General features: G+C 63.7%; 29 protein-coding genes and 1 pseudogene. 19 read left to right on the top strand and 11 right to left on the bottom strand.

Going from position 1 to position 23,479, the window contains the following annotated elements; translation table 11 throughout:
• Positions 1 to 116 precede the first annotated feature (116 nt).
• The 12 genes from IT430_18210 (at position 117) to IT430_18155 (ending at position 10,121) form a co-directional block, all read left to right on the top strand.
• Entirely contained in the window at positions 117 to 1,775 is a 1,659-nt protein-coding gene (locus IT430_18210; protein ID MCC6909873.1) for a Ppx/GppA family phosphatase, read from the top strand.
• 212 nt (positions 1,776 to 1,987) lie between these two features.
• Positions 1,988 to 3,190: a hypothetical protein gene (locus IT430_18205; GenBank protein ID MCC6909872.1), complete on the top strand. Its 1,203-nt coding sequence runs from the start codon at positions 1,988 to 1,990 to the stop codon at positions 3,188 to 3,190.
• Between the two features lie 73 nt (positions 3,191 to 3,263).
• Entirely contained in the window at positions 3,264 to 3,668 is a 405-nt protein-coding gene (locus IT430_18200) for a hypothetical protein (protein MCC6909871.1), read from the top strand.
• A 305-nt stretch (positions 3,669 to 3,973) separates the two neighbouring features.
• Complete coding sequence (locus tag IT430_18195; GenBank protein ID MCC6909870.1) at positions 3,974 to 4,534, top strand: hypothetical protein; 561 nt, start codon at positions 3,974 to 3,976, stop codon at positions 4,532 to 4,534.
• Positions 4,535 to 4,624: 90 nt separating this feature from the next.
• Entirely contained in the window at positions 4,625 to 4,915 is a 291-nt protein-coding gene (locus IT430_18190) for a co-chaperone GroES (protein ID MCC6909869.1), read from the top strand.
• 34 nt (positions 4,916 to 4,949) lie between these two features.
• The gene (locus IT430_18185; GenBank protein MCC6909868.1) at positions 4,950 to 5,156 is read left to right on the top strand and encodes a hypothetical protein; all 207 of its coding nucleotides are present in this window, start codon (positions 4,950 to 4,952) and stop codon (positions 5,154 to 5,156) included.
• A 38-nt stretch (positions 5,157 to 5,194) separates the two neighbouring features.
• Positions 5,195 to 5,440: a hypothetical protein gene (locus tag IT430_18180; protein ID MCC6909867.1), complete on the top strand. Its 246-nt coding sequence runs from the start codon at positions 5,195 to 5,197 to the stop codon at positions 5,438 to 5,440.
• Between the two features lie 56 nt (positions 5,441 to 5,496).
• Positions 5,497 to 7,134 (top strand): chaperonin GroEL, encoded by a 1,638-nt coding sequence (groL, locus tag IT430_18175; GenBank protein MCC6909866.1) that lies wholly within the window; start codon positions 5,497 to 5,499, stop codon positions 7,132 to 7,134.
• Positions 7,135 to 7,487: 353 nt separating this feature from the next.
• Positions 7,488 to 7,700, top strand: a complete 213-nt coding sequence (locus tag IT430_18170; protein ID MCC6909865.1) for a hypothetical protein — start codon at positions 7,488 to 7,490, stop codon at positions 7,698 to 7,700.
• Between the two features lie 105 nt (positions 7,701 to 7,805).
• A complete protein-coding gene (locus IT430_18165; protein ID MCC6909864.1) occupies positions 7,806 to 7,967 on the top strand; it encodes a hypothetical protein in 162 nt (53 codons plus the stop codon).
• A gap of 161 nt (positions 7,968 to 8,128) precedes the next feature.
• Entirely contained in the window at positions 8,129 to 9,202 is a 1,074-nt protein-coding gene (locus tag IT430_18160) for a serine/threonine protein kinase (protein MCC6909863.1), read from the top strand.
• 58 nt (positions 9,203 to 9,260) lie between these two features.
• Positions 9,261 to 10,121 carry a putative phage abortive infection protein gene (locus IT430_18155; GenBank protein MCC6909862.1) on the top strand — a complete coding sequence of 287 codons (861 nt, stop codon included), beginning with the start codon at positions 9,261 to 9,263 and terminating at the stop codon, positions 10,119 to 10,121.
• A gap of 106 nt (positions 10,122 to 10,227) precedes the next feature.
• On the opposite strand, the gene IT430_18150 is transcribed toward IT430_18155, so the two are convergent.
• The 3 genes from IT430_18150 to IT430_18140 form a co-directional block, all read right to left on the bottom strand.
• Positions 10,228 to 10,785 carry a hypothetical protein gene (locus IT430_18150; protein ID MCC6909861.1) on the bottom strand — a complete coding sequence of 186 codons (558 nt, stop codon included), beginning with the start codon at positions 10,783 to 10,785 and terminating at the stop codon, positions 10,228 to 10,230.
• 103 nt (positions 10,786 to 10,888) lie between these two features.
• Positions 10,889 to 11,188, bottom strand: a complete 300-nt coding sequence (locus IT430_18145; protein MCC6909860.1) for a hypothetical protein — start codon at positions 11,186 to 11,188, stop codon at positions 10,889 to 10,891.
• 17 nt (positions 11,189 to 11,205) lie between these two features.
• Positions 11,206 to 11,844, bottom strand: a complete 639-nt coding sequence (locus IT430_18140; GenBank protein MCC6909859.1) for a tetratricopeptide repeat protein — start codon at positions 11,842 to 11,844, stop codon at positions 11,206 to 11,208.
• Positions 11,845 to 12,060: 216 nt separating this feature from the next.
• On the opposite strand from IT430_18140, the gene IT430_18135 reads away from it, so the two are divergent.
• Positions 12,061 to 12,516 carry a hypothetical protein gene (locus IT430_18135; GenBank protein ID MCC6909858.1) on the top strand — a complete coding sequence of 152 codons (456 nt, stop codon included), beginning with the start codon at positions 12,061 to 12,063 and terminating at the stop codon, positions 12,514 to 12,516.
• 65 nt (positions 12,517 to 12,581) lie between these two features.
• Here the strand turns inward: IT430_18135 and IT430_18130 are convergent, their stop codons facing one another.
• On the bottom strand, positions 12,582 to 12,875 hold the full coding sequence (locus IT430_18130) for a hypothetical protein (GenBank protein MCC6909857.1): 294 nt from the start codon (positions 12,873 to 12,875) through the stop codon (positions 12,582 to 12,584).
• Positions 12,876 to 13,007: 132 nt separating this feature from the next.
• On the opposite strand from IT430_18130, the gene IT430_18125 reads away from it, so the two are divergent.
• Both IT430_18125 and IT430_18120 read left to right on the top strand, forming a co-directional pair.
• Entirely contained in the window at positions 13,008 to 13,607 is a 600-nt protein-coding gene (locus IT430_18125; protein ID MCC6909856.1) for a hypothetical protein, read from the top strand.
• 141 nt (positions 13,608 to 13,748) lie between these two features.
• Positions 13,749 to 14,771 (top strand): hypothetical protein, encoded by a 1,023-nt coding sequence (locus IT430_18120; GenBank protein ID MCC6909855.1) that lies wholly within the window; start codon positions 13,749 to 13,751, stop codon positions 14,769 to 14,771.
• Between the two features lie 141 nt (positions 14,772 to 14,912).
• Here the strand turns inward: IT430_18120 and frr are convergent, their stop codons facing one another.
• Both frr and IT430_18110 read right to left on the bottom strand, forming a co-directional pair.
• Entirely contained in the window at positions 14,913 to 15,479 is a 567-nt protein-coding gene (gene frr / locus IT430_18115) for a ribosome recycling factor (GenBank protein MCC6909854.1), read from the bottom strand.
• Between the two features lie 182 nt (positions 15,480 to 15,661).
• A complete protein-coding gene (locus IT430_18110) occupies positions 15,662 to 15,853 on the bottom strand; it encodes a hypothetical protein (protein MCC6909853.1) in 192 nt (63 codons plus the stop codon).
• 187 nt (positions 15,854 to 16,040) lie between these two features.
• Between IT430_18110 and IT430_18105 the strand changes: the two genes are divergently transcribed.
• Positions 16,041 to 16,598 carry a hypothetical protein gene (locus tag IT430_18105; GenBank protein MCC6909852.1) on the top strand — a complete coding sequence of 186 codons (558 nt, stop codon included), beginning with the start codon at positions 16,041 to 16,043 and terminating at the stop codon, positions 16,596 to 16,598.
• A 7-nt stretch (positions 16,599 to 16,605) separates the two neighbouring features.
• Here IT430_18105 and IT430_18100 read toward each other — a convergent pair whose 3' ends face one another.
• Together IT430_18100 and IT430_18095 are read right to left on the bottom strand one after the other, a co-directional pair.
• Positions 16,606 to 16,938, bottom strand: coding sequence for a tRNA-binding protein (locus IT430_18100; protein MCC6909851.1), 333 nt, complete (start codon positions 16,936 to 16,938; stop codon positions 16,606 to 16,608).
• Positions 16,925 to 17,440, bottom strand: a complete 516-nt coding sequence (locus tag IT430_18095; GenBank protein MCC6909850.1) for a hypothetical protein — start codon at positions 17,438 to 17,440, stop codon at positions 16,925 to 16,927. The genes IT430_18100 and IT430_18095 overlap by 14 nt, the downstream gene beginning before the upstream one ends.
• A gap of 88 nt (positions 17,441 to 17,528) precedes the next feature.
• Here IT430_18095 and IT430_18090 point away from each other — a divergent pair, with 88 nt between their 5' ends.
• The 3 genes from IT430_18090 to IT430_18080 all read left to right on the top strand — a co-directional run bounded on the left by IT430_18090 (position 17,529) and on the right by IT430_18080 (position 19,939).
• On the top strand, positions 17,529 to 18,761 hold the full coding sequence (locus IT430_18090; GenBank protein ID MCC6909849.1) for a hypothetical protein: 1,233 nt from the start codon (positions 17,529 to 17,531) through the stop codon (positions 18,759 to 18,761).
• Positions 18,762 to 18,997: 236 nt separating this feature from the next.
• Positions 18,998 to 19,462: an Hsp20/alpha crystallin family protein gene (locus IT430_18085; protein MCC6909848.1), complete on the top strand. Its 465-nt coding sequence runs from the start codon at positions 18,998 to 19,000 to the stop codon at positions 19,460 to 19,462.
• A gap of 60 nt (positions 19,463 to 19,522) precedes the next feature.
• Positions 19,523 to 19,939, top strand: coding sequence for an Hsp20/alpha crystallin family protein (locus tag IT430_18080; GenBank protein MCC6909847.1), 417 nt, complete (start codon positions 19,523 to 19,525; stop codon positions 19,937 to 19,939).
• Positions 19,940 to 20,046: 107 nt separating this feature from the next.
• Here IT430_18080 and IT430_18075 read toward each other — a convergent pair whose 3' ends face one another.
• From IT430_18075 to IT430_18065, 3 genes and pseudogenes are all read right to left on the bottom strand, one after another.
• A complete protein-coding gene (locus IT430_18075) occupies positions 20,047 to 20,730 on the bottom strand; it encodes a site-2 protease family protein (protein MCC6909846.1) in 684 nt (227 codons plus the stop codon).
• A 975-nt stretch (positions 20,731 to 21,705) separates the two neighbouring features.
• Positions 21,706 to 21,825: pseudogene (locus tag IT430_18070) on the bottom strand (type II secretion system protein).
• Positions 21,826 to 22,109: 284 nt separating this feature from the next.
• Positions 22,110 to 22,997, bottom strand: coding sequence for a prepilin-type N-terminal cleavage/methylation domain-containing protein (locus tag IT430_18065; GenBank protein ID MCC6909845.1), 888 nt, complete (start codon positions 22,995 to 22,997; stop codon positions 22,110 to 22,112).
• Between the last annotated feature and the right edge of the window lie 482 nt (positions 22,998 to 23,479).

Genomic DNA, 23,479 nt, shown 5'->3' with positions numbered 1-23,479 from the left:
GCCTTCACCTCCCGCGACTTTGGCCGCTGCGTTCCGTCTACGCTTGCCGGCACATTCGCCCGCCTGTCTGCGGCAGCGTCCGCCCGGGCAGGCCCCACCGAAATCCACGAGCCGCCATGCCCAACGACCGAATCGTCGCATTCATTGACCTCGGCACCAACTCGGCGCGCCTGCTGCTCGTCAGCGTCGCCGCCGACGGCTCGACCACCACGCTTTCGCAGCAGAAGGAGGTCATCCGCCTGGGCGAAGGCGAGTTTGCCAGCCGGCGACTCCAGAAGGACGCGATGGATCGCGCCGTGGCTGTGTGCGGGCGCTTCGCCGAGATGGCCCGGGCCCGCGACGCGAGCGAGATCATCGCCGTGGCCACCTCCGCCACGCGCGAGGCGAGCAACCGCGGCGCGTTCCTCGAGCGCATGCGCCGCGAAGCGAAGATCAACCTCCACGTCATCTCAGGCAAGGAGGAAGCCCGACTCATCTACCTCGGCGTCGCCAGCGGCACGCGCATCGACAATCAGAAGGCCCTGTTCATCGACATCGGCGGCGGCAGCACCGAAGTCGTCCTCGGCAACCAGAGTGAGCACTTCTTCATCGACTCACTCAAACTCGGCGCCATCCGCCTCACGTCGATGTTCTTCGAGCCCGGCTTCGACGGGCCGGTGAGCAAGGCGACGTACCGGCGCCTCACCGAGCACGTGCGCCACAAGACGCTTCGCGCCGTGCAGGCGCTGGGCAAACACAAGATCGACCTCGCCATCGGCTCAAGCGGCACGATCCAGAACATGGTGGATCTCACGGCGCGCCAGACGCTGGGCCGACCGGCGCAGCGCGATGACGCCATCGCGACCGCTGATCTCAGCCGCATGATTGAAGAGCTGTGCGACATGCCGCTGGCGGCCCGGCGCAAGGCGCCGGGCATCAATCCTGACCGCGCCGACATCATCATCGCCGGCGCAGCAATCCTCGAACCCCTGCTCACGCAACTCAAAGTGCCATCCATCCGCGCCAGCGAGCGCGGCCTGCGCGAGGGCCTGCTCATCGATTATCTCGCGCGCAGCGCCCGCGCGGTGCCACTCACTTCGACCTCGTTTCGCGAGCGCAGCGTGCTGCGCCTGGGGCGCACGTGCTCGTTTGACGAGCCGCATGCGCTGCAGGTCGCGCGTCTCTCGCTCATGCTCTTCGAGTCGGCTCGCGACCTGGGCCTGCACCAACTCGGCCCGGCCGAGCGCGAACTGCTCGAATACGCCGCGCTGCTGCACGACGTGGGCACGTTCGTCTCCTACGCCAACCACCAGGTGCACTCGCACTATCTCATCCGTCACGGCGAGCTGCTGGGCTTTGACGATCGCGAAATCAGCCTCATTGCGCTCATCGCTCGCTACCACCAGAAGTCGTATCCGGGCAAGTCGCTCGCCGAGTTCGCCGCACTGCCCGATGAAGATCAGCGCATGGTGGAAGTATGCTGCACACTGCTGCGCCTGGCCGAGTGCCTCGACCGCAGCCACATGGGCGCCGTGACCGCGGCGCGATTCGAAGCGGGCCAGGCGAAAGGTGCGGCTGGCCAGGACAAGGCAAACGGCAAGCAAGAGAGTGATGCGCGGAAGTCTGAAGGCAAGAACGGCAAGAGCCGCGTGACGCTGATCATCGAAGCCGCCGCCGACTGTCGCATGGAGGTCTGGGGCGTGCACGACCGAGCCAAGGCGTTCCGCAAGACCTTCGACAAGCATCTCGACGTGCGCATCAGCGAGGCCTTGGCAGAGAGCAAAGCGGTGAAGTAGGATGAATCCGGGATCGTCGAAGTGAATCGCACTTGTTCGAGACGCGGGGTTCTCGCCGCGAGGTCGATTGACACCTTGCCCCCCCCTAACATGGCTACGCCACTTCATCGGCAGGCGCATTGGACAAGCTCAGCGGTAGCCCGCGGATGTGGTCGAGTTGTCAGCAAAGCCGAGGGTGCTTCGTCATGTTGCAGTGTGCATCGAATTCGTGGATGACTGTGAGAAACGCCGTGACGTTGGCATGCATCGTGGCGTGCGCGTTCCAAACGTCCTGCGGCAAGAGCGAGAGTTCCGACGGCGCTCCTGCAGCCTCGACGACCAGCGCCCCGGCTGCGGTTGTCTCCGAGATTGCAGTATGGAAATCCGTTGGCGGCGTGACCGACGCCCGTGAACTCGCCCCGAAGGCCTCGGGAGGTCGAAACGCTGCCGATCTGCACCGGCCGCTCATCGAGGTGATGAAGACCATGTCGGCCGCCGATGAAGCCATGATCAAAGACCCGTGGGGTACCGATCCAGGCACGCTCAAGTACGCGCTTGAGTCTTATGAACGTGAACTCTCAACGATTCGCGAGGCGCTCGCTCTGCCGTACTGCAACTGGAATGCGCACTACGAGCAGGGCATGGATATGGAGTTGCCTCACCTTGCGTACAGCCGGAGCGTGGCTCGATTGTTCGTGGTCGAGGCCATCGTGCGCGCCGATGCCGACGACTATCAGGGAGCGGCGGCGTCCATCCAGGATATCTTCCGTCTCAGCGATCAGGTCGCGACAGACCCGATCGCGCTGGTCATGGCCGTTCGCTTCTCGCTGGATCAATTGGCGCTGGAGGCGATTCACCAGCTGTTCTACGAGAAGGGTTTTGATCAGATAGACGGGTTGCGGCAAACACTGGCGAATCGCAACTATCGCAGTGAGATCAGAAGAGCGCTGCTCGGCGAAGGAGCGATTGGCATTGGCATGTACCGCACCAAAGCCGGTGGGGCAACGAACCCGATCGAGCAGCAGCCCATGTCTGCGGCGGTCGCCGATGAACTCGTCTGGTATCTGAGGATGACTCGGTCATTCGTCGATCAGTCAATGCAGCCATATTACCAGACGAGCTCGCTTGCGGATGCGCCGCCGAGGCCGGGGAGCGCTGTCGTCGACGAACGCTTCACGAATGCCGATCAATTCGACCGGATGTGCCGGTGGGCTGCCGGCGCCGAGAATTACGCAGCAGCAGCGCAACTGGCGCTCGAACTGCGTGAGCGAAAGGAAAAGACTGGTGCGTATCCAGACCCGTCGGAGGTGAGCACGCCGCGCGATGCGCTCACGGGTGAAAAGATGGGCTACAGCAGGAAGGGCGACGGCTTTGTGATCCGCTTCTCCCATTTCGGGTTTGGCGGGACGCAGACGGATAATGAGTGGGAGTGGTAGGCTGCTGCTGGACATGGTTGACGAAACGCTCCGCGCCGACGACCGGGAATCCGACGGCGATCGAGATCGAATCATGACCACATTCTGGGATGACTTCTTGTCCGGCACGCCGACACCTGAAGTTGTGGCGTTCTCGGGGCGCGTTCTCCTCATCCTCATTGCGGTGTCGTTCATCCCGGCGATCACCGGTAAGTGGGCGCCGCGCTGGACGCATCGCATCGTGGCGTGGGCCGTCGTGTTCACCTGGATCATGTGGGGCACGATCTCCGTGCTGTTCCACTGGGACGTCTACCGCCCGTATCTCGCGGCCGGCTGGGATCTCGAGGAACTCGGCATCAAGTACATGAACGATCTCGGCTACTTCGGCCTGAGCATCTGGGGGATGATCTTCGCCCTGTTCGCCGCGTGGGAAATGCTGACGGGCCGCCAGATCGGCGACCATGATCCGGACGAACAGGATCCGCCTGCCGATGAGTAAGCGAGTCCGCCGATCACCCCCTCACCCCCTCACCCGTTCACCCCATCACCCGTTCACCCCATCACCCCATCACCCCATCACCCCATCACCCGTTCACCCCATCACCCTCCGCCCCCTGCCACCTTGGCACCCGGCTGGCCGCCGCGCCGGCTCGTTGGCAGCATCGTCGCCCGCCAGATCCAGCCGCAAACCGGCCTGACGCTCTGAAAAACGCCGTTTCCACCCCGGCGCCGCCGCCGCCACCCCCGGCACCCGCCTTGCACCTGTCCGGTCTCAACTACGGAGATCGTCCGCGCATGGTGTCCATGCCCGACAACCTGAACCACCCGCGACCCGCCCGCCTGTCCGGCGAGCCTGACGGCCCAGGTGCCGCCGCCCGGCCCGGCAACCGGCTCAACCTCCTGCTCAGTTACGCAGGCTGGCGGCCGCAGAGCTGGGCCGAGCAGCTGCCGCAGCTCCTCGAGCCCATGGGGATCGCGTCGTTCCGCGTTCAGTCCGGCCGCGAGGCGTCGGAGGTCATCCAGCGCCAACGCATGCACATCGCCGTGGTCGATCTCGGCCTGCCCATCGACGACCCCAGCCAGGCCGCACCGAGCACCGGCAGCGAAACCGGCGGCACCCGGCTGCTGCAGATCATCCGCCGCCTCGACGCACCGCCGCCGACCATCGTCATTCGCCGACCCATCGACAAAGCGCACGGCAACGAGCGCACGCTGCACGAAGCCCTGCGCGAAGGCGCCTTTACCGTCCTCGACGTGCCCGTCCAGCTCGAACACCTGCTCGAACTGATGCGCCGCATCCTCCGTCGCCACTACCGCGACGCCTGGCCGACGCTCGGCGGACCCAGTCCCGGATCGTCAAGCTGACACGTCGCGCCGGGGCTCCGGCCCGACCTCGTTGAACTCTCAATGTCATTCAACCTCAACCCCCAACCCACTGCAACCGGAGAACAGAACATGAAAGTCCGCCCACTCGGTGACAAGATCCTCATCAAGCGCGATGAAGCGACGACCAAGACCGATTCCGGCCTCTACCTCCCCGAGTCCGCCAAGGACACGCCGCGCACCGGTGTCGTCAAAGCCGTCGGCCAGGGTCGCCTCAACAAGGACACCGGCGACTACACCCCCTTCAGCGTCAAGAAGGGCGATCGCGTTCTGTTCAACTCATACGCCGGCACCGAAGTCAAGATCGACGGCGAGGAACTCCTTCTCATGAACGAAGAGTCCATCCTCGCGCTCATCGACTGACCCGACGCCGCGCGCCGCGACTGAAAGGCAACAGATGACGCCCGAGCAACTCCGCACCGCACTCACCGGCCTCAAGGGAGATCGCACGACTCGATTCATGTTCGAATCGTGCGCGGAAATGCTCTGTGTGACCAACGCGTTCCTCGTGCCCGTCGAGTCGGACAACCTCATCAAGCTCACGGATGGCAAGAAGGAATACGTCATCGACGCTCAGCGCATCGCGTGGGTCGAGATCGGCTGATGCAACCGCCGGCCAAACGCCGGAGAATCGAGAACACCATGGCCACACCCGTTGAACTCCTGTCCGACACCACCGAGCCTCATCTGCCCTTCGGCCGGCTGCACGTACAGCGCCTGCGCTGCGGGCAGGTCGAGACGGTCGTGGTGACCGGCATCGACTGGGGCGGGTCCATCATCGCCGAACGAATCGCCGTGGTCCGCCCGCCACAGGGAGGCGCCCCGGCCGACGTCGAAGCCGCGCTGCGGGCAGACGTGCTCGGCTCTCTCGAAGCCCGGCGCAACTGAAACCATCAATCGAAGCAACACCGAAGACTTAACACTTACCGGAAGGAACGAATCACATGGCTGCCAAGCACATCGCCTTTGAAGCCGACGCCCGCGAGCGCATTCGCAAGGGCGTCGCCAAACTCGCCGCCGCAGTGCGCACCACCCTCGGCCCGTCCGGCCGCGTCGTCATGATCGAAAAATCATTCGGCGCGCCGACTGTTACAAAGGACGGCGTCACCGTCGCCAAGGAAATCGAACTCGACGACCCCTACGAAAACATGGGCGCGCAGATGGTGAAGGAAGTTGCCTCAAAATCGTCAAAAGACGCTGGCGATGGCACCACGACTGCCACGATCTACGCGGAGGCCATTTTTAGTGAGGGTCTGAAAAACATCACTGCGGGGGCGAATGCGAACGCGGTGAAGCGCGGCATCGACCTCGCCGTCGCCGCGGTCGTTGAAGAACTCGGCAAAATGAGCAAAAAGGTCACCACCTCCACCGAAATCGCCCAGGTCGGCACCTGCAGCGCCAACCAGGACGCCGCGATCGGCAAAATCATCGCCGAGGCCATGGATAAAGTCGGAAAAGACGGCGTGATCACCGTCGAAGAAGGCAAATCCCTCGAAACCGACGTCGATCTCCTCGAAGGCATGCAGTTCGACAAGGGCTACCTCAGCCCCCACTTCGTCACCGACATCGCCAACATGGAGTGCGTCCTCGAGGACTGTTACGTCCTGATTCACGAGAAAAAGATCACTTCCGCCAAAGATCTCATCCCCATCCTCGGCAAGGTCGCCGAGCAGGGCAAGGGCATCCTCATCGTCGCTGAAGACATCGAAGGCGAGGCCCTGGCCACGCTCGTGGTCAACAAGCTGCGCGGCACGCTCAAGGTCTGCGCCGTCAAGGCCCCGGGCTTTGGCGACCGCCGCAAGGCCATGATGGAAGACATCGCCATCCTCACGGGCGGCCGGGCCATCATGGAAGAACTCGGCATCGAACTCGAAAAGCTCACCCTGGCCGACCTCGGCCGGGCCAAGAAGGTTACGGTGGACAAGGACAACACCACCATCGTCGAAGGCGCCGGCAAGAAGGCCGACATCCAGGGCCGCATCGCCCAGATCCGCCACCAGATCGACGCCAGCACGAGCGATTACGACAGCGAAAAGCTCCAGGAGCGCCTGGCCAAGCTCGCAGGCGGCGTGGCGCAGATCAACGTCGGCGCCGCGACCGAAGTCGAGATGAAAGAGAAGAAGGCCCGCGTGGAGGACGCCCTGCACGCCTGCCGCGCCGCGGTCGAGGAAGGCATCCTGCCCGGCGGCGGCGTGGCGGTGCTGCGCAGCCGCAAGGCGCTCGAGAAGGCCCGCAAGGCCGCCAGGGGCGACGAGCAGATCGGCGTGGACATCATCGGCCGCGCCCTCACCGCCCCCATCAAGCAGATCGCCGAGAACTGCGGCCTGGACGGCTCGATCATCGCCCAGAAGGTCGAAGAATCCAAGGACAACAACTTCGGCTTCAACGCCCTGACGCACACTTATGAGGATCTCGTCAAGTCCGGCGTGATCGTGCCCACCAAGGTCGAGCGCGTCGCGCTCCAGAACGCGGCCAGCATCGCCGCACTCCTGCTCACCACGGACTGCGCGATCGTGGAGATCAAGGAAAAGAAGGACAAGGTCCCCGCCGGCGGCGGCGGAATGGATGACATGGACTATTGATCGAGACAGGCTCGCGATTGACCGTCATTCCTTGCCCTGAGCAGGGTCGAAGGGCCGGGGTGGGGGCGCCACTTGTCATTCCCGCGCAGGCGGGAATCCACTCCTCCCTCCTCCGGCTCTGGGGGGGAGGGCCGGGGTGGGGGCGCCATTCGTCATTCCCGCGCAGGCGGGAATCCAGTTGCTTCTCCCGGTGGGGGAGGCAGGGTGAGGGTCTGGTACTGCAACCCACATTCACGAGTTCGACTATACATCTGCAGACCGTTTCAGCGGCCGAGGGGAATGTCCCCCTCGGCCGTTTTGCTTAATGCCTTCCCTCGTGCCAAGTGCCTCTGTCTTTCCCAAGGACCCCTCCCATGGATCTCAACTTCAAGACGGCCGCATCGGATGTGATCTACCGCAAGACGCTCGACCAGGGCAAGATCGAGTCGGCGGTGCGCAGCGCCGCCGCCGGCTTCAGGCGATCAAAGACGTTCAAGGCCACGGTCCCGGGCTGGGTCATCCAGTGCGAAAACCCAACCACCGACGCCGACAGCCGGGTGACGGTTTTGACTGTTGAGGAGGAGTAAAGTTACCCTGCAACGCCCAAGTCCTCCGCGGGGCCCTCCACTGCGAAGACCCGTCGCGGCGAGACCGGACTTGCGAACCTTGAACGCTCAATGGAGTGATCGACGATGTCGAAGCAAGCCTCGAAGGTGGATACATCAAACAACGAATCTCGCATCCTCGACGAACTGAAGGAGATACGCCAGTCGATTCAACGGCTGGAGCAGGAATTCAGGCTCTGGGTGAAGACGCAGGAGATGTATCGGCAAGACAATCGCCGTCGCACATAGCCGCCTCGGCGCCGTGTCGCCCTGCTTTCCCCACCAGTCTAGGTTGGCATTTCGTCGTGATTCCGGGGATACTATCGATGGCACGACCACGCGACCCTTCGTTTCCTCCTGGGACCAAGTTCGCGGGCTACGAAGTGGTTGGCCATCTTGGCTCAGGTGGGATGGGTGAGGTGCTTCATGTTCGGCATCTGATTTTGGGTACCGAGTATGCGGTCAAGATTCTCCCGAAAGGCCTGCTTAGCTCCGTGAAGGCTCGGGATATGTTCAGGCGCGAAGCATGCGTACTTGCCCGGCTCGCCCATCGAAACCTGATCAAAGTGGATGACTTCGGAGACACACACGGCCATCCTTGGTTTCGAATGGAGCTCGCGACTGGTTGTTTACTCCCAGACGGCTCGCGGGCCGTGTCCGCGGATGATCTCTTGACGTGGTTCGAAGGGCGGCTTCCACACCGACTAGTGGGTGCCATATTGGCAAATGTTTTGGATGGTCTAGCCTGCGCACACCGAAATGGTGTCGTGCATCGCGATATCAAGCCGGCGAACATCCTGCTGAGTTCATCCCTGAACGCTGGGCGCGAGATTGTCATTGCCAAGATCGCCGATTTTGGCATCCTTCGAGTGCTCCAGCAATCTGAATCCAATCGGCATGGTCGTGTGTCAAGTCGACTCAGCAGGATGGATGACTTTGTGACCACATCGTCGGGGATCTGCGGAACTCAAGGGTTCATGAGTCCAGAGCAGATGATGGGAGAGTCGGTTGACGAGCGAAGTGACTTCTACTCACTCGGGGCCACTGTTTTCTACTTGCTGACCGGGTCGCTTGACCTAGAGCAGGGCCTTGGAGCGGCTGAACTTGGCATGCGGCAGGCGGCTTGGGAGCGCCTATTGGTTCAAATGCTGCAATTTGCACCGGATGATCGAGTGCAATCAATCGATGCGCTCAAGGATCTGCTGGATGAGTGCGCAGATAGCGGACATGGTCACAGTTTCACGATAGTGACGGAGGAGACGTGTGGCAGTCCCGACGGATTGGATTGGTTCACACCCTATCAAATGGACTTTGCCGGACTGACCGACCATGAGTTGCAATCGATTGAGTTTTTGCTTGAGGACCTCTTGTACAGAATGTATCAAGCCGCCCGAGAGGGGAGGATCGAAACGGCCTATCCGGCATTGCTGGAAGCCAATCGGTCTCGGATCGACGCCTTTCGCCGAAGCCGCTTGCAGGGTTAGCGGATCATGAACCCAAATCGGACAGGTCTTTGTCCAGATCGCAGTTGAGGAAGCGTCGATGTCTCGACAGTCCAGACACGCGAAGTCCAGATGGAAGCTCCAGCGGTTGCTGGTCGTCCTTCTGGGAATAGCGATCATCGGGTGGCTAGCAAACCTCGTATTCGTCCTTTGCGTGGCACCGTCTGCTGAAGAGGCTGCTTCCTTGGGTGACGCATTCGGCGCATCAAACGCCCTGTTTTCAGCACTGGCTTTTGTCGCGTTATTCTACGCGATACGTCTCCAAAGCCAGGAGTTAGACCTGCAGCGTCGGGAACTGCGAATGACCCGCAATGTGCTCAAAAGGCAGCAGTTGGAATTGGCTCGACAGGCAGAGGCTATGAAAATCCAACTTTTCGAGAATAGGTTCTTTCAACTGCTGCGCACGCATCAAGACATTGTGGAGGGTACGTCACTGTTGCGGCATGGCGTGTTTCAGGGTCGCGCCGCCCTTAAGCTAATAGTTGACGAGATGAAAAAGACTTTGACTGCTAGGATCGGCCCCGCGCCGAACTTCGCCAGTTCTGATCTGCGCGAGGGTTATGAGCAATCGATCGATCAGGCATATCGTGTGTTCTACAAGAATCACGGGCAGGAAGTCGGGCACTACTGCCGTCATCTATACCACATGCTGCGATTTATTAACGATCACGCCGGAGATCGCGCGATCGAGTACGCGCGGCTGATTCGCGCTCAATTATCGGAGAAGGAATTGCTACTCCTGTTCTACAACGGCATATCCCAGTATGGGCGGGAGAAGTTTCGGCCGCTGGCAGATCGCTTCGAATTATTCCAGAATCTTCCAAGTGGTCTTTTGGTGTGGCCAGTACATGCGCGCCTATACGAGAGCGCAGTAGGTAGCGATGCCATTGACCTGCAGTGATTAACGCCGCCGCGAGGCTGGGAGCGCTGGGGGCAAGAAAACGGGACTGGTACGATTGTTGCTCGATTGTGAGCGGCACCCGACAGACAGTTGGGGTGCTCTGGCGTTACTCCGGCTGGCACCGATAGAAAGCGGCCGCCGCGACGTAACGGTCGATTGCGATGGTTCGGGTGACGAGCCGGGTTTCCCATCCGACGCTGGTTGAAGTGCCTCGGTAGTCGGCCGTCGCTCCATCGTCGCGCGTGATCATGCCGGTGTGGTAGGTTGTGTCGTTTCGCGGGGCGTCGTAGGTCTCGACGCGCTCAACGCGGTCGGTGCCGACGTAGTTGATGCGATAGATGACCAGATCGGCGCCGATCGTGCGGGCAAACTCGTCGAGTTTGCGAACGTAATCGGGCTGCGTGATCGCGCCCACGAGGCCACTGCCTCCTTTGTCGAAGTCGAAGACGCTGTAGCCGAGCGGCTGGGCCCTGGCCTGCGTTGCTTTGAGTCTTTCGAGGAAGAGGGAATCCGCGTAGTCGGAGCAGTCAATCATTTCGATCGTAGCTTCGACGGGGAGCGCCGCCGTCGATTGCTCACTCACGCGCAGGTAGGATCTCTGCCATTCATTGACGCCGCACCCGGGTAGGAGCAGGAGCGCGGCACAGATCAGGAGTCGCTGCATTGGCATCTCCTTTCAGAGCCCGATCGGGCGCGCGAACGACAAGTTGCGGCTTGCTTCCGTGACCATTGCGGACTTTAGATTGGTCGGTTACGCGGGGCCGCAGTCAGTGCCAGCAGTTAATCGGCGTTACACGAGCAAGACCGACGCACCAGTGGTAGCCGCAATTGTGGGCGCGAGCTACATCCTCAGCCATTTGCTGTGTGCGATACGGACCACCACATCGTCTGCCTGCGTGGGCGTCGCAGCGAACATACCATGCCTCCGGCCAGGTCGCCGCGCGCGCGTCTGGTTCATCTGGCGCATCGATTGGCGGTTCGTCCTGTGGATTCCAATCTACTTCGATGGGTTTGGTGCAGGCGGAGAGCACTAGCAGCATTGCGCCCGCGATGATGAAATGTTTCATGGTGCGGTACTTCCTCTTTAAGATTTGGGCATCGCGGCGGCGAGGCGGGCTTCGAAATCTCCCGGGACGTTGGTGCCGAGCAGGTGCAGATGCTTTACGTGCTTCCATGCTTCTTCGTACTCGCCCTGCTGATAGCGGATCATGGCGAGGTTCCTTCGAGCCGCGATGCCGTTGGGCTCGACACTGAGCAGGTCTTCGTAGTAGGCTGCGAGTTCTGCAAGTTGGCCGGCATCCTTGCCGCGCAACGCCCGTTCGAATTCGGAACTGCCCTGTGCTTGCGCAGAGGGGCCGGAGTAACTGGAGTTGATCTGAATTGCAGTCGGTTGTGAGCCACTACCCGGACAGCCCTTTTCGACTCGAAGAGCCTCCAGCTCGTCCAGGCGCTTCTTGCCACTCTTGACAGCGTCGCCACGCTCCATCGCATTCCCGATGCCGAAGTCGCCAAGAATGCCGAGGACATCACGACCATCGAATCCTTCGGCGTTGATCTGGTCGAGGAACTCGCGGGTCTTGGCAATCTCGATGTCAATCTCGCGGCAGGACAGCTGCTGTCGCTCGGTCGCTGACACAGGCTGCATGCGCCCATACCGCTTCGTAGCGCAACCAGTAAGCATGAGAAGCAGGCAGAGGAGTAGATAGAAGGGCAGCCGGGTCATCTTCGTCTCCTTGGGTTTGGAGTGCGTTAGCGGGACTTGGCATGATCCGCTACGAAGGCCCCCCTTGTCAAGGGGCTGGACCGGATATCTTAAAAAAATATTTCCAGCGTTTGGCGAATGCCGTTCCGTCCGCCGTCACGAGCGAGTAGCATGGGTCCGAGGACTCGCAGGGTGGGATACGCACTGGTTCCGGCCAGGATTTGATTCGAGCGTTTTATGCGCGACCGCGAACTTGGAGCTATGTATCTGGGAATGGTGCGGATACTGGAGCCGTTTCTGGTGGCGAATCAGTTTCGCTTTTTGGGCGAGGCCAAGTCCCTGCACCGGCGCAGGAGCAAGTGGACCGACGGCGTGTTGCGCATCAGGCTGACGGTGGAGCGACAGCATCCGCCGCCGGAGCTCGCGTTCGGTCCGCAAGTGCGGCCGCGTTTCTTCTTCTCACCCGACTTTGCGCTGGAGTTGCTTGACGGCGCTGCGAGCGGCGAACGACTGACGCCTGCCGATGCTTGTCGAGTCGTGTTCCATCGCCTTGGGGAGATTCGTCGACTCGTGGACGCCGATCATGTGGCTACGACCAGGCAGCGGTACGACGCGAATGGCGCGAGCGCCGTCAACGAATTCCTGCGGCTGCTCGGACGCGCGGAAGATACGGGTGGGCCGGGGTCGCGCTGACGAAGCGAAGCGAATCGCATGGGTCCGAGGACTCGCGGGCTATGCCCCGGCGTTGTGCGAAGTTCTCAGCGGCACTTTCTAAACGTGACCGTTCGCGCGGCGAGGTCGTAGCGCTCGACGCGATAGCCGGCTTCGAGCCAGGCGAGCTTGTGAACGTGAGTCTTGGGATCGCGTTCGTCGGCCCACCATGCTTGATAGGTGTAAGCCGAGTTGGGTAGGCCGCCGGGGATGAGTTGGTCGATCTCGGCGAAGGTCATGGTGATGCGGTGAGGTGAATGAGACTGGACTCCCGCCTTCGCGGGAGTGACAGGTTGGCCGCGTCGTCGGAGTTCATCGCGCAGGGCGTCGTACTTGGCCACGGAGAAAAGATAGCGAGGAGTTGGCGACAGGCACTCGGCATTGAGGAGAGGAATCGCCCAGGCATGGCTATGCCCGGGCTTTCTTTGGCGACCTCTTGCCTAACTGAATACGAACACGTAGAGTGCCAGGTCATGCTTCCGTGGAACAACTGGTACCACTGCATGGGACATACGTACGGCTCGTGGCTGCGCGGCGATGAGCGCGGCTGGCGGGCGCGGCATCATCGCGAGCATGTTGATGGAGATTACAGGCGGCCGCCCGCGGCCGAGGCGTTCGCTTCGCAGCGGCGGTTATCGCGCGCGCTGCTCAAGCGGCCGCCGGTGGTGTTGTCGCCAGCGCAGCGCGAGGCGGCCTGCGCGGCGATGGGCGAGAAGCTGATCGCGCTGGATGCGCAGGTCGTGGAGCTGTGCGTCGGCGCCACGCACTTTCATGTGCTGGTGAGGTTTGCGAATTGGCAAAGCCCGGGGATGGCTATCCCTGGGCTTTGCAGAGCGAACTCATTGCAGGATGGGCGCGATCCTGTGCCTCGACACGTAATGGGCATGGCGAAGAAGCACGCGGCGTTTGCCCTGCGCGATTGCGGCATCGTCGGCGGCGCGTGGGCCACGCGCTCGAAGATGGAGCCGGTGAGATCGCGGGCGCACCAGTTGGAAGTCGTGGCGTACATTCGCAGGCACGCGGACGAGGGTGCGGCGATCTGGTCGAAGCTGCAACGGCGCGTGGCGGAGTAGGTTGCGATTGGTTCTTGCGCGTCACGCCCAGGGTTAGCTAACCCGGGGCGTTGGGCAGATGGCGCGCGCATGTGCGCCTGTCTGGGGTATGGTGGCGGGTTTGCGCTTGCATGCGTGGCGTTGCGCGGCATGTTGTGGGGCATGAGTCAGAAGCGACTGCCGGCGGTGCCGAACTTGCGGACGTTGCATCAGCGCCCTTCGTGGGTGAGCTGGTCGGGACGGATTGATCGTTCGGCGTGTGCCGAGGTGCGCGTGGGCGAGGTGCGGGCGCAGATGGAGGCGCTCGAGCCGGTGCGTTCGCTCTCGAGCGACTGCGAAGCGCGTGGGCGGGTGGTGATGCACGCGCGCTGGCTGTGGATGCTGCACCAGAAGCGCAAGCCGCGCGAGATCCAGGGCGACTATCGGTGGAAGAGCCACGCGATGCAGCCGGTGCGCGGGTGGGATCGTGACAAGCGGTGGAAGCGTTCGCTCAAGGATCTGGCGGGGCCGGACATGGGCCCGGAGCGGAGCAAGATTCTTCTGGCGAACCCGAATCGCGGTGCGTGCCAGGAGAAGATGCTGGGCCTGGCGGCGGACTGGGAGCAGGAACTGACGGTGGAGCATTGGTTCGTGGCGAAGGTGAGCGATGAGGCGTATGTGCTGCCGAACCTGCGGGAGAAGTGGGATCGGCGGATCAGGCGGTATTTCCTGATGTGCCCTGGGAAGGCGCTGGGGTATCGCTCGGTGCCGGTATGGCGGCCTGATGCGCGGCGCGTGACGCCGACGGAGCGGCAGAAGTGGTGGTGGGCGATCGGGCGCGAGGCGTGGGGCGAGCCTTGCACGGGCAAGTGTTACAAGTTGTTTCTGCCGCTGTGCACGCCGCAGGAGTTGGATGATTCGATGATCGCGCTGGAGTGGCTGAAGATGGTGGATCAGTTGCGTCGAGCGGGTCGGCTGAGCGCGGCGGCGACGGAGGATGAGCAGGTGGTGGCGGCGCGGTATGGGCCGCTGCTGCCGCCGCGCCGGCTGGTGTGCGGGAAGTGTCTCGGACTGCATTACGGCAAGGCGAAGAAGATGATGGAGCGCTGGCGCGCGAGCACGAAGCACGTGACGGGGCTGGGCGTGGGCGAGCGATATATTCGGCCAGGTGCGATGGGGCGGGCGGCGAAGGGGCGAGAGAGTTGAGAGGAGAGAGGAGAAAGGAGACGGACTGGATTCCCGCCTGCGCTGGAATGACGCGGCGGGGGGCCGAGAGAGTCGCAAGGCGAAAGGGGACGGGTGACAGGCGCGACGGGCGCAGGCGTGGCGATGCCTGGGCGTTGGGCGTCACACCTCGGTGATCTCTTTGGTCTTGTGGTCGACGAGGGTGTCGACTTCGGTTTCGTACTTCTTGGTCATTTCCTGGATGTCGTTCTTGAGGCCTTTGGCCATGTCTTCGGAGACGCCGTTGGCCTTGTCTTTTTCGGCCTGGTCGATGTGCTTGTTGGCGTCGCGGCGGGCGTTGCGGATGGCGACCTTGGCCGCCTCGCCCATCGTCTTGCACTGGCCGGCGAGTTGCTTGCGGCGATCGCCGGAGAGCGACGGCACGGGCACGCGGATCTGCTTCCCCTCGGGGCGCGGGTTGAGGCCGAGGTCGGCGCGCTCGATGCCCTTGATGATGTCCTGTATGGTGGATGGGTCGAAGGGCTTGACGAGGATCTGCGTGGGCTCTGGGACGGAGAGGCCGGCGAGGTTTTTGAGGTCGGTGGCCGAGCCGTAGGCCTCGACCTTGACGTGTTCGATCATGGCGGTGGTGGCGCGGCCGGTGCGCATGCCGCGGAGTTCCTGCTTGAGGTAGTCGACGGCCTTGGTCATGTGCTCTTCGCATTCGAGCACGATCATGTCCACATCCATCAGCGTTTCCTCCGCCGATCGTCATCGGGTGCCATGGGAATGACAAGGATACGCCGGAGGAAGGCGCGGGGCATCGCGGCGGCCTGGCGGCGGCGGCGCGGGCCGCATGAAGGAGCGCTGCGGCACGGAGCCGGTGGTGCGGAATCTGCGAGCTGAGATTTCAGCGTGGGGGCGCGGCGAAATCAGCCGACGGCGATCGCGGGCGTGTCGCCAGGCCGCTTCCACACGGATGTGCGGCCGCGCGGCTCGCGCGTCAGTTCGAGGTGGTCGAGGTAGCGGCGGAGGTCGCGAATGTCGAACGACATGAGAAACTCGACGGCGGCGGACTGGTTGATGGCGATGATGGCGCTGGTGAGTTGATCTTTGGTCATCATGAGTCTGCTCCTTCGGTGGACCATGCGCTGCGGCGGCGCGACGATCGCGGCGCTGCCGGCAGCGCGGCAAGGCGGTAGGATTGATCGTCGCAAGCGCGGCGGTCGCGGGGGCGTGTAACCCGGGCGGACGGATGAATGCAGGGCCGGCGGGCGCGGCGAGGGGGCCGCTACAAGAGAAGGTGGGCGCATGGCAGGGCGGTACAACGCATGGAAGCGCGCGGCGGCGGCGGCGTCTTTAGCCGTTTTTGTTATCGGCTGTGCAAGTGAGCAGACCCAGCGCGAGGCGGCGAAACCGGCGGGGCTGCGCGAAGACAACCGCGTGCAGCGCGAGCCTTCGATCGCCATCGGCGGGCAGGAGGCGTCCGATCTGGCCGGGCGGATCATCGTCGGCATGCTCACGGCCATCGGCGAGCCGGCTCGAGATGCGCAGGGGCGCACCACCATCATCATGCCCGACCTGGTCAATCGATCGAGCGCGCCCAATGAAGGCGTGATCGCGCTGGGAGACGAATTGCGCGCCGATCTGGCTGCGGCGGGCGAGGCGAGCGGACTGCGGTTCGTCGATGACGGCGCCGTCGAGCCGGCGCGGGCGCAGTACGTGATCGCGGGCGAGGCGTACACGGTGCAGCGCAGCGGCCGGCGCTACTGGGAAGTGTTCTTCATCCTCTACGACGTCGACGCGGCGACGGGCGCTCGCCATGACCGGCGCTGGGAGAACGCGCGCGGCTACCTCGTGCCGCGCTGAATTTCGGTCAGTACACCCGGCCGCCCAGCGGGACTTCGCGCTCCGGCGCGAGCAGCACGACGCGGCCCTGCTCATCGGGCAGGCCGAGCACGAGCACCTGTGATTCGAACCCGGCGATGCGCCGCGCGCCCAGGTTGACCGCGGCGATGACGAGGCGGCCGACGAGATCCTGCGGCTGGTAGAGGTCGGTGAGCTGTGCGCTGCTCGTGCGCTGGCCGAGTTGCGGGCCCAGGTCGAGCCAGAGGCAGTAGGCAGGTTTTCGCGCCTTGGGGTTGGGCTCGCAGCGCGTGATGCGCCCGACGCGGAGATCGAGCGCTTCAAAGGCTTCAACGGGGTCCATCGGCGGCGCGCTCCATCGCGTCATATTCGTCTTCGTCTTCATCCTCGTCATCAGGGTCGTACCAGGCGCACAGTGTGTTACACACGGTGCAGCGCGTCTCGCCGACTTCCGGGCGCACGAGCAGGAAGCCACAGCACGGGCAGTAAGGATGTATCTCGTCAATGAGGGCGACGGGGGGCGTCAGGCCGACGCTCTCGATGGCCTGCTCGAGGCGGAGCTGTTCCGTCCAGCGGATGGTGAGTATCGGCTGAAAGTTGAAACCATGGACCATGTTGTGCATGGCGATGGCTCCGAGGCTGGGGTCCGCGTAGGTATGCGGCACATCCGCGAGATCGAGCGCCGCGCGGATGGCGTCGAACTGCATGCGATCAAAATAGGAGAGGCGACGGGTGCGCGGCTCGCCGCACTCGCTGCACATGGAGGAGCGCACGCCGCGCAGCAGGTAGCCGCACTTGTGGCAGTGGGGGCCGTCCATTTCGGTGTCGAACGGAGTTGGCGACATCGCTGGATGCTACTCTCATGCGGCAACCCGGGCCGGGGCGATGCGGATTCAGCCATGTCGCCGTGGCACGGCCACACTACCATTTCACATGACGATTCGGGTGGGTCCATTTCCGATTGCGGCCGCGCTGATCGCCTCGCTGGCGCTGCATCTGAGCGCTTTCGGGCTGGTGCACGGCATCCGCAGCTGGGGCGGCCTGCCGGTTACCCAGGCGCGCGCTGACGAGTCGCCGCAGCGGCCCGAAACCAGCCCACCGCCCGAGGAAGATGAGATCAAACTCGGCATCGAAGACGGCGCCCCGGCCGTGGTGACGTGGATCGGCTACGACGAGTACGAGGAGCACCTGGCGCGCCTCGCCCAAACCGAGCAGGCCGCATTCAGCAGCGCCATCGCGCGAGGCACGCCGGAAGCGATGAGCACTGAGCAGGCGCCGCCACAACAGGCGCCGGCGCCTCAGCCTGCTGAAGTGGAGCCGCCCGCCGCGCCTGATCAGGCTGGAGCGAAGTCGGCAGCGCCAGAGGAGATTGCTTCATCGTCGCCGGCGGCGCAGGAGGCGCCCAGGCCCGCCGAAGCCGCGCCGTTCGATTCTTTCCCGCTCCCGCCGGCGCCGGCCGAGCGCTTCATTCCTCCGCCACGCGAGGTTGAGCCGCAGCCGCAGGCGGAGCCGATCGATGAACCGGACGAGCAGGGCGAGTCGCCTGCGCCGAGCCAACAGCCGGCCGAGCGACCGCTCGAGCGGCCTCAGGCGCCGAGCGAAACTGTGATCGAGGCGGACCCGACGCTGACTCCCACGACGGCGCCATCACCGCTGCCGGGCGTGTCGCCGACGCCCGTCTCGTCGCCGCAGGGTGAGCCGACGCCGCTCGACTCGACGCAGAGCAGCAAGGACTCTGCCGCGACGAGCACGAAGCAGGTGCCCGAATCGAAGTGGGACAGCGGCAAGCCGCTCGCTGCCGAGGGTCTGGAACTGCGTCCGTACTCGCTCTACCGGCACATCACCTGGGATTCGCACGATGTGATGTTCGCGCAGCAACTCAACCGCGGCCGCTGGGACGGGCGCGTGGTGCGCAATCCGATCGTGTCGATGCGCTTCGACCGCCACGGTCGCGTCGGCGAAGCGCGCATCATCCGCCCGAGCGGCTACGCGCCGCTGGACCAGATGTACCTCAAGTCGTGGATTGCCCGGTGGACGGCGGCCGGCGAGGGGCTGACGCAACTCAAGCTCGATGAACTCACCGCGCCGATCCAGATGAAGATCGTTTTTATCGATGAGCCGCCGCCCAAGACCGATAGAGCCGGCGACCCGAACGAGCGTTCGTAGGCGGTTCTCCTGCACGCATCTGGCCCGGCGCGCCGGCGGATTTATCGCGACCTGTCAAAGTGGCAACGCTTCGCGCCGGTGGTGCCGCGCTGACAGCCGCGGGGGCGAGAATCCCCCAAAAAACAGGCACCAAACGACACTTCGCCGCGGTATGCCGATTGCAATTCATCTTCCGGGACGGCGGATCCGCCGCCGTGCAACTGTGCAGCCACTGATGCTTCTCAGGAGGTGTAATTATGTTGACCCGTTCTTTCTTCTCTGCTTCGCCCGTCGGCGCCTTGGCCGAGATGGACCGGCTCTTCGATTCGATGGTCGGTGCCCGCTCGCCCTTCTGGCTCGGCGGCAACGCGCCCCGCGCGCGCATCAACTATCCCGCGCTCAACGTCTACGAAGATGAAGCCAACGTCTACGCCGAGGCTGAGCTGCCGGGCCTGAAGTTCGAGGACCTCGATGTGTCGATGACCGGCAGCGAACTGACCATCCGCGGCAAGCGGCAGATCAACCTGCCCGAGGGCGCGACGTCGTTGCGGCGCGAGCGCCTCGTGGGCGAGTTCGAGCGCACCATCGAGCTGCCGCTGGACATCGACGTGGACAGCGTGCAGGCAACGCTGAACAACGGCGTGCTTCTGATCACCATGCCTAAGGCCCGCTCCGCACAGCCGCGCAAGATTCAGATCCGCGGCGGCGGCGAGAAGGCGTGAGCGATCACTTCTCAGTCATTTCAACCACATCGAGATTCGCAACCCAAAGGAGTCTCAGTCATGAATACCAGCAACCAACTCCCTCAGGGCGCATCGACGGGCAATGTCGCCGTCCGCCGGCCTGACACGGCGCGCAGCGGCGCGGCCGAGTGGTCGTATCGCCCCAACGTGGACATCATCGACACCGACGCAGCGATCGAAGTGCACGCCGATCTTCCCGGCGCGGCGGGCGAGTCGATCGAAGTCGCCTTCGAGCAGGGCATCCTCTCGATCGAGGCGCAGGTGCCCCAGCGGCAGAGCGAATCGTGGAAGCGCGTCGTGACGGAGTTCGGCGTGGGCAACTTCCACCGCCGGTTCCAGATCGAGGCCGACATCGACGCCGATCACATCGACGCCGACTACAGCGACGGTGTGCTCAAGGTGACACTGCCCAAGTCGCGCCAGGCCCAGCGGCGGAAGATTCCCGTGAAGTCGTGAGCGCCGCGCTCACCCGCGGCGAAACAACCCATGCGGACTCGCGCTGCGGTAGCGCGGGTCCGCCCCTTTTTTTCCCCATCCTAACAAAAGGTGCCAGGTACCTTTTTTCATGTCAGAAGGTTCCCGATGAGTCCGGTCCACCAGTATGCAGCGCTGGCGGCGAAGGAGAAGAGGTACCGCCCGCCGAAGAAGAAGACCGCCAGCAGCGCCAGCAGCGCAAAGCGGTCGACGTTCTGGTGTGAATAGATGCGCTCGGTGGCCGGCACGAGCGAGCGCAGGATCGTCGAGCCGTCCAGCGGCGGGATGGGCAGCAGGTTCAGCGCCATCAGAGCGATATTGAGAATCCCGCCGATCAAGAGAAACGGCGTGAGCTGCTCGGCGAACGCCTTGACGCCCTCGCTCGCCCCGGGGCCCGCCGCCATCGCCTCAAGCGCGCCGAGAATGGTGAGGGCAATGACGGCGAGCAGGAGGTTCATCGCCGGGCCCGCCGCAGACACTTTGGCGTCGCCGAGGAGGCCGTCGCGAAAGCGGCTCGGGTTCACCGGCATGGCGCCCCACGCGATGCCGATGAGGGCGAACATGAGCAGCGACATGCGGCCCATGTGCACGAGCGGGTTGAGAGTCATGTGGCCGGTGGTGCGCGGCGTGTCGTCGCCCTGCTCGATCGCCGCCCAGCCGTGCGCCAGTTCGTGCAGGCAGATGGAGAAGATGACCCAGAAGATCCAACTGAGGAGCCGGATGTAGCCGCTCGGGTCGTCGCCGAGGATGTCCGTCACCCACCACGTCGTCATGCGGGCAATGCTACGCAAGGCCCGGCGCGAACGACTTGAACTGCCTTCGCGCTCTGGTCTCTGCGGCACATCCAGGCGCGCATCACTTGAGCGCAAAGAACAGGGAGCCCGCTGAGTGGGGGACGGGCTCCCTGAGGTTACGGCAGGACGAAGGAGACGCGAGGCGCCATTCCCGGCGGATTCCCTCCGGTGTTAGCGCTGCAGGTACTCGGGGAAGACGGTGAAGTAGGAGGCAGTGTTGTAGAGAGGCCGGCTCGTGTTGCCGTCGTACTCGGTCTTCACCTGCGCGGCGTGGCCGTCAAGGAACGCCCATGCGTTCGTATCCACGGCGCCGTGGTGCGTGCGCTCGGGCGCTCGCCCCTGCCAGAACGTGGCATCGGTGGGATCGTCGATGTACGCGGCGAACTGGCTCGGATAGACGAGCCGCGCCCGGCGGAACATCTTCACGCCGCGCTCCCAGGTCCACGTGCCGTTGGCGCGCTGGTGGCTGCTGAGCAGGTAGAACCAGTAAACGTTGAAGAGATACGACGAGCCGATCGACTGATAGGACGACCGGCCGTAGGTGATGTTGCCGTTGTTCTCCTGGTAGTTGTATCCGCCTGCCGCGTCGGCCGGGCATTCAAAGATCGGGAAGTTGAATTTGTCCGGGTTGCGGAAGTCGCTTTCGCTCAGACCGGCATCCATGCGGCTGTTGTACTGGCCCCACTGCGTGGGATCGAGGCACGCCGAGCCGCCGCGCGGCAGGTCCGGGTGCGCGTAGGCGTTCAGCGGACGATCGAAGGGAAACACCGCGTATGGCAGCGCTCCCGTGGCGCCCACGGGCGAGCCCTGCACGGGGTAGCGCCCGCCGTGGTTGTAGTTGGAGTAGTAATTGCCCAGGTACGGCCGGGCGACAGGCATGTAGTCATCCCCATCGTCCTGGTACATGCCCGAGGCCAGCACCACCTGGCTCAGGTTGCTCAGGCACGCCGTGGTCCGGGCCGCTTCGCGGGCGCGGCTCAGCGCCGGCAGCAGCAGGCCGATGAGCAGCGCGATGATGGAAATGACGACCAGCAACTCGATGAGCGTGAATGCACGTGCGCGGCGATGGTTCATGGGGCCACTCCTTTCGTGGATGGAGGGCGGCGGGCGGTCGTTGTGCGGGGCGGGTGGTGGGAAAGCGTGCTGCGCCGCGCGCCGTCGGGGCCGTTGTGTGCAACGGCGTCCGGAGTTATACGACCGGCGGAGTTCGCCGGATCGCGCCGACCCGCGGCGGGCGGCCAATTCGGGGAATCCGCCCCGAAGTCGCGAATGGCCCGAGGCGTGCGAGGTGAATGGCAAGAAAAGCAAAGGACGCTGCCCGGGGGCAGCATCCGTGGATGATTGCGTCCGGAGCAGGCTCAGTTCCGCTGGAGGTATTCCGGGAACACGAAGAAGTAGGTGGAGGTGTTGTACTTGGGCAGCGTGCTCTGGCCGTTGTTCTCGTACTCGATCTTGATCATCGCCGCGTGGGCGTCGAGGAAGGCGACGGCGTTCACATCCGGCGTGCCGTGGTGGTTGCGCTCGGGCGTGTGGTTCTGCCAGAAGGTGACGTCGGTCGGATCATCGAAGAAGCCGACGAACTGGCTCGGATACACGAGGCGGGCGCGCCTGAACATCTTCACGCCGCGGCTCCACGTCCAGCTCTGGTTGTGATTGCGGTGCGCCCAGTTCTGCCAGTAGATGTTGAAGAGGTACGACGTGCCGATGCCCTGGTAGCAGGAGCGGCCGTACTTGAGCGTTCCCCAGCCTTCCTGGTAGTTGGCGCCCAGCGCCTTGTCGCCGGGGCACTCGAAGATCGGGAAGTTGAACTTGTCGGCCTTGTTGAAATCGTTGGGGCCGAGCCCTTGATCAAAGGTGCCCTGGTTGGGTTCGCGGCCGGGCGATCCGCCGCGCGGCAGTTCGGGGTGCGCGTACTTGTTGAGCGGGCGGTCGAACGGATAGACGCAGAACTGCGTCATATTGCTGCCGGAGACGGGATAGCGGCCGCCGTGATTGAAGTTGGATCGGTTGCCGTTCTCGCCGTTGCTGCCGTAGGGCGCGCGCACCGGCATGGCGTCGTCGCCATCGTCCTGGTACATCGTGCACGAGCGCATGACCTGGCCCATGTTGGCCAGGCAGACGGTGTTCTTGGCCGCCTCTCGCGCGCGGCTCAGGGCCGGCAGGAGCAGGCCGATGAGCAGGGCGATGATGGAGATGACCACGAGAAGTTCGATGAGCGTGAAGCCCCGACGCGACTGTTTGGACATGACGTGACCCCTTTGTGCGAGGACCAGAGACGAGTTCCAAGTGCGTGGCCGGTGGCGAAACAGTCCCGCCGCGAGCGCCCCGCCAATCGGCGATGCTCTCCCAGTATAACAGAACAGGACGAATCGTGCAAGGGAATTCCCTGATATTTGAGGCGAACACGCCCCCGGACGGACGTCATGAAAAAAACGGGCCCGCGCGGGCGGGCCCGTCTGAGCAAGTCGTGGAGCAGCAGCAGCTTACTGAAGGTACTCGGGGAAGACCAGGAAGTACGTGGCGGTGTTGTAGAGCGGGAAATTGGTGTTGCCGTCGTACTGGGTCTTGATCTGCGAGGCGTGGCCGTCGAGGAATGCCCAGGAGTTGGTATCGGCCTGGCCGTGATGCGTGCGGGCCGGCGGCTGGGTGCGCCAGAACGTCGCGTCCGTTGGATCGTCGAAGAATCCGACCATCTGGCTCGGGTAAACGAGACGCGCGCGTCGGAACA

This window comes from Phycisphaerales bacterium (assembly GCA_020852515.1).
Taxonomy (GTDB): domain Bacteria; phylum Planctomycetota; class Phycisphaerae; order Phycisphaerales; family UBA5793; genus UBA5793.
The sequence above is the reverse complement of the archived record's forward strand: the minus strand, read 5'-3'. Positions and strand labels throughout refer to the sequence as shown.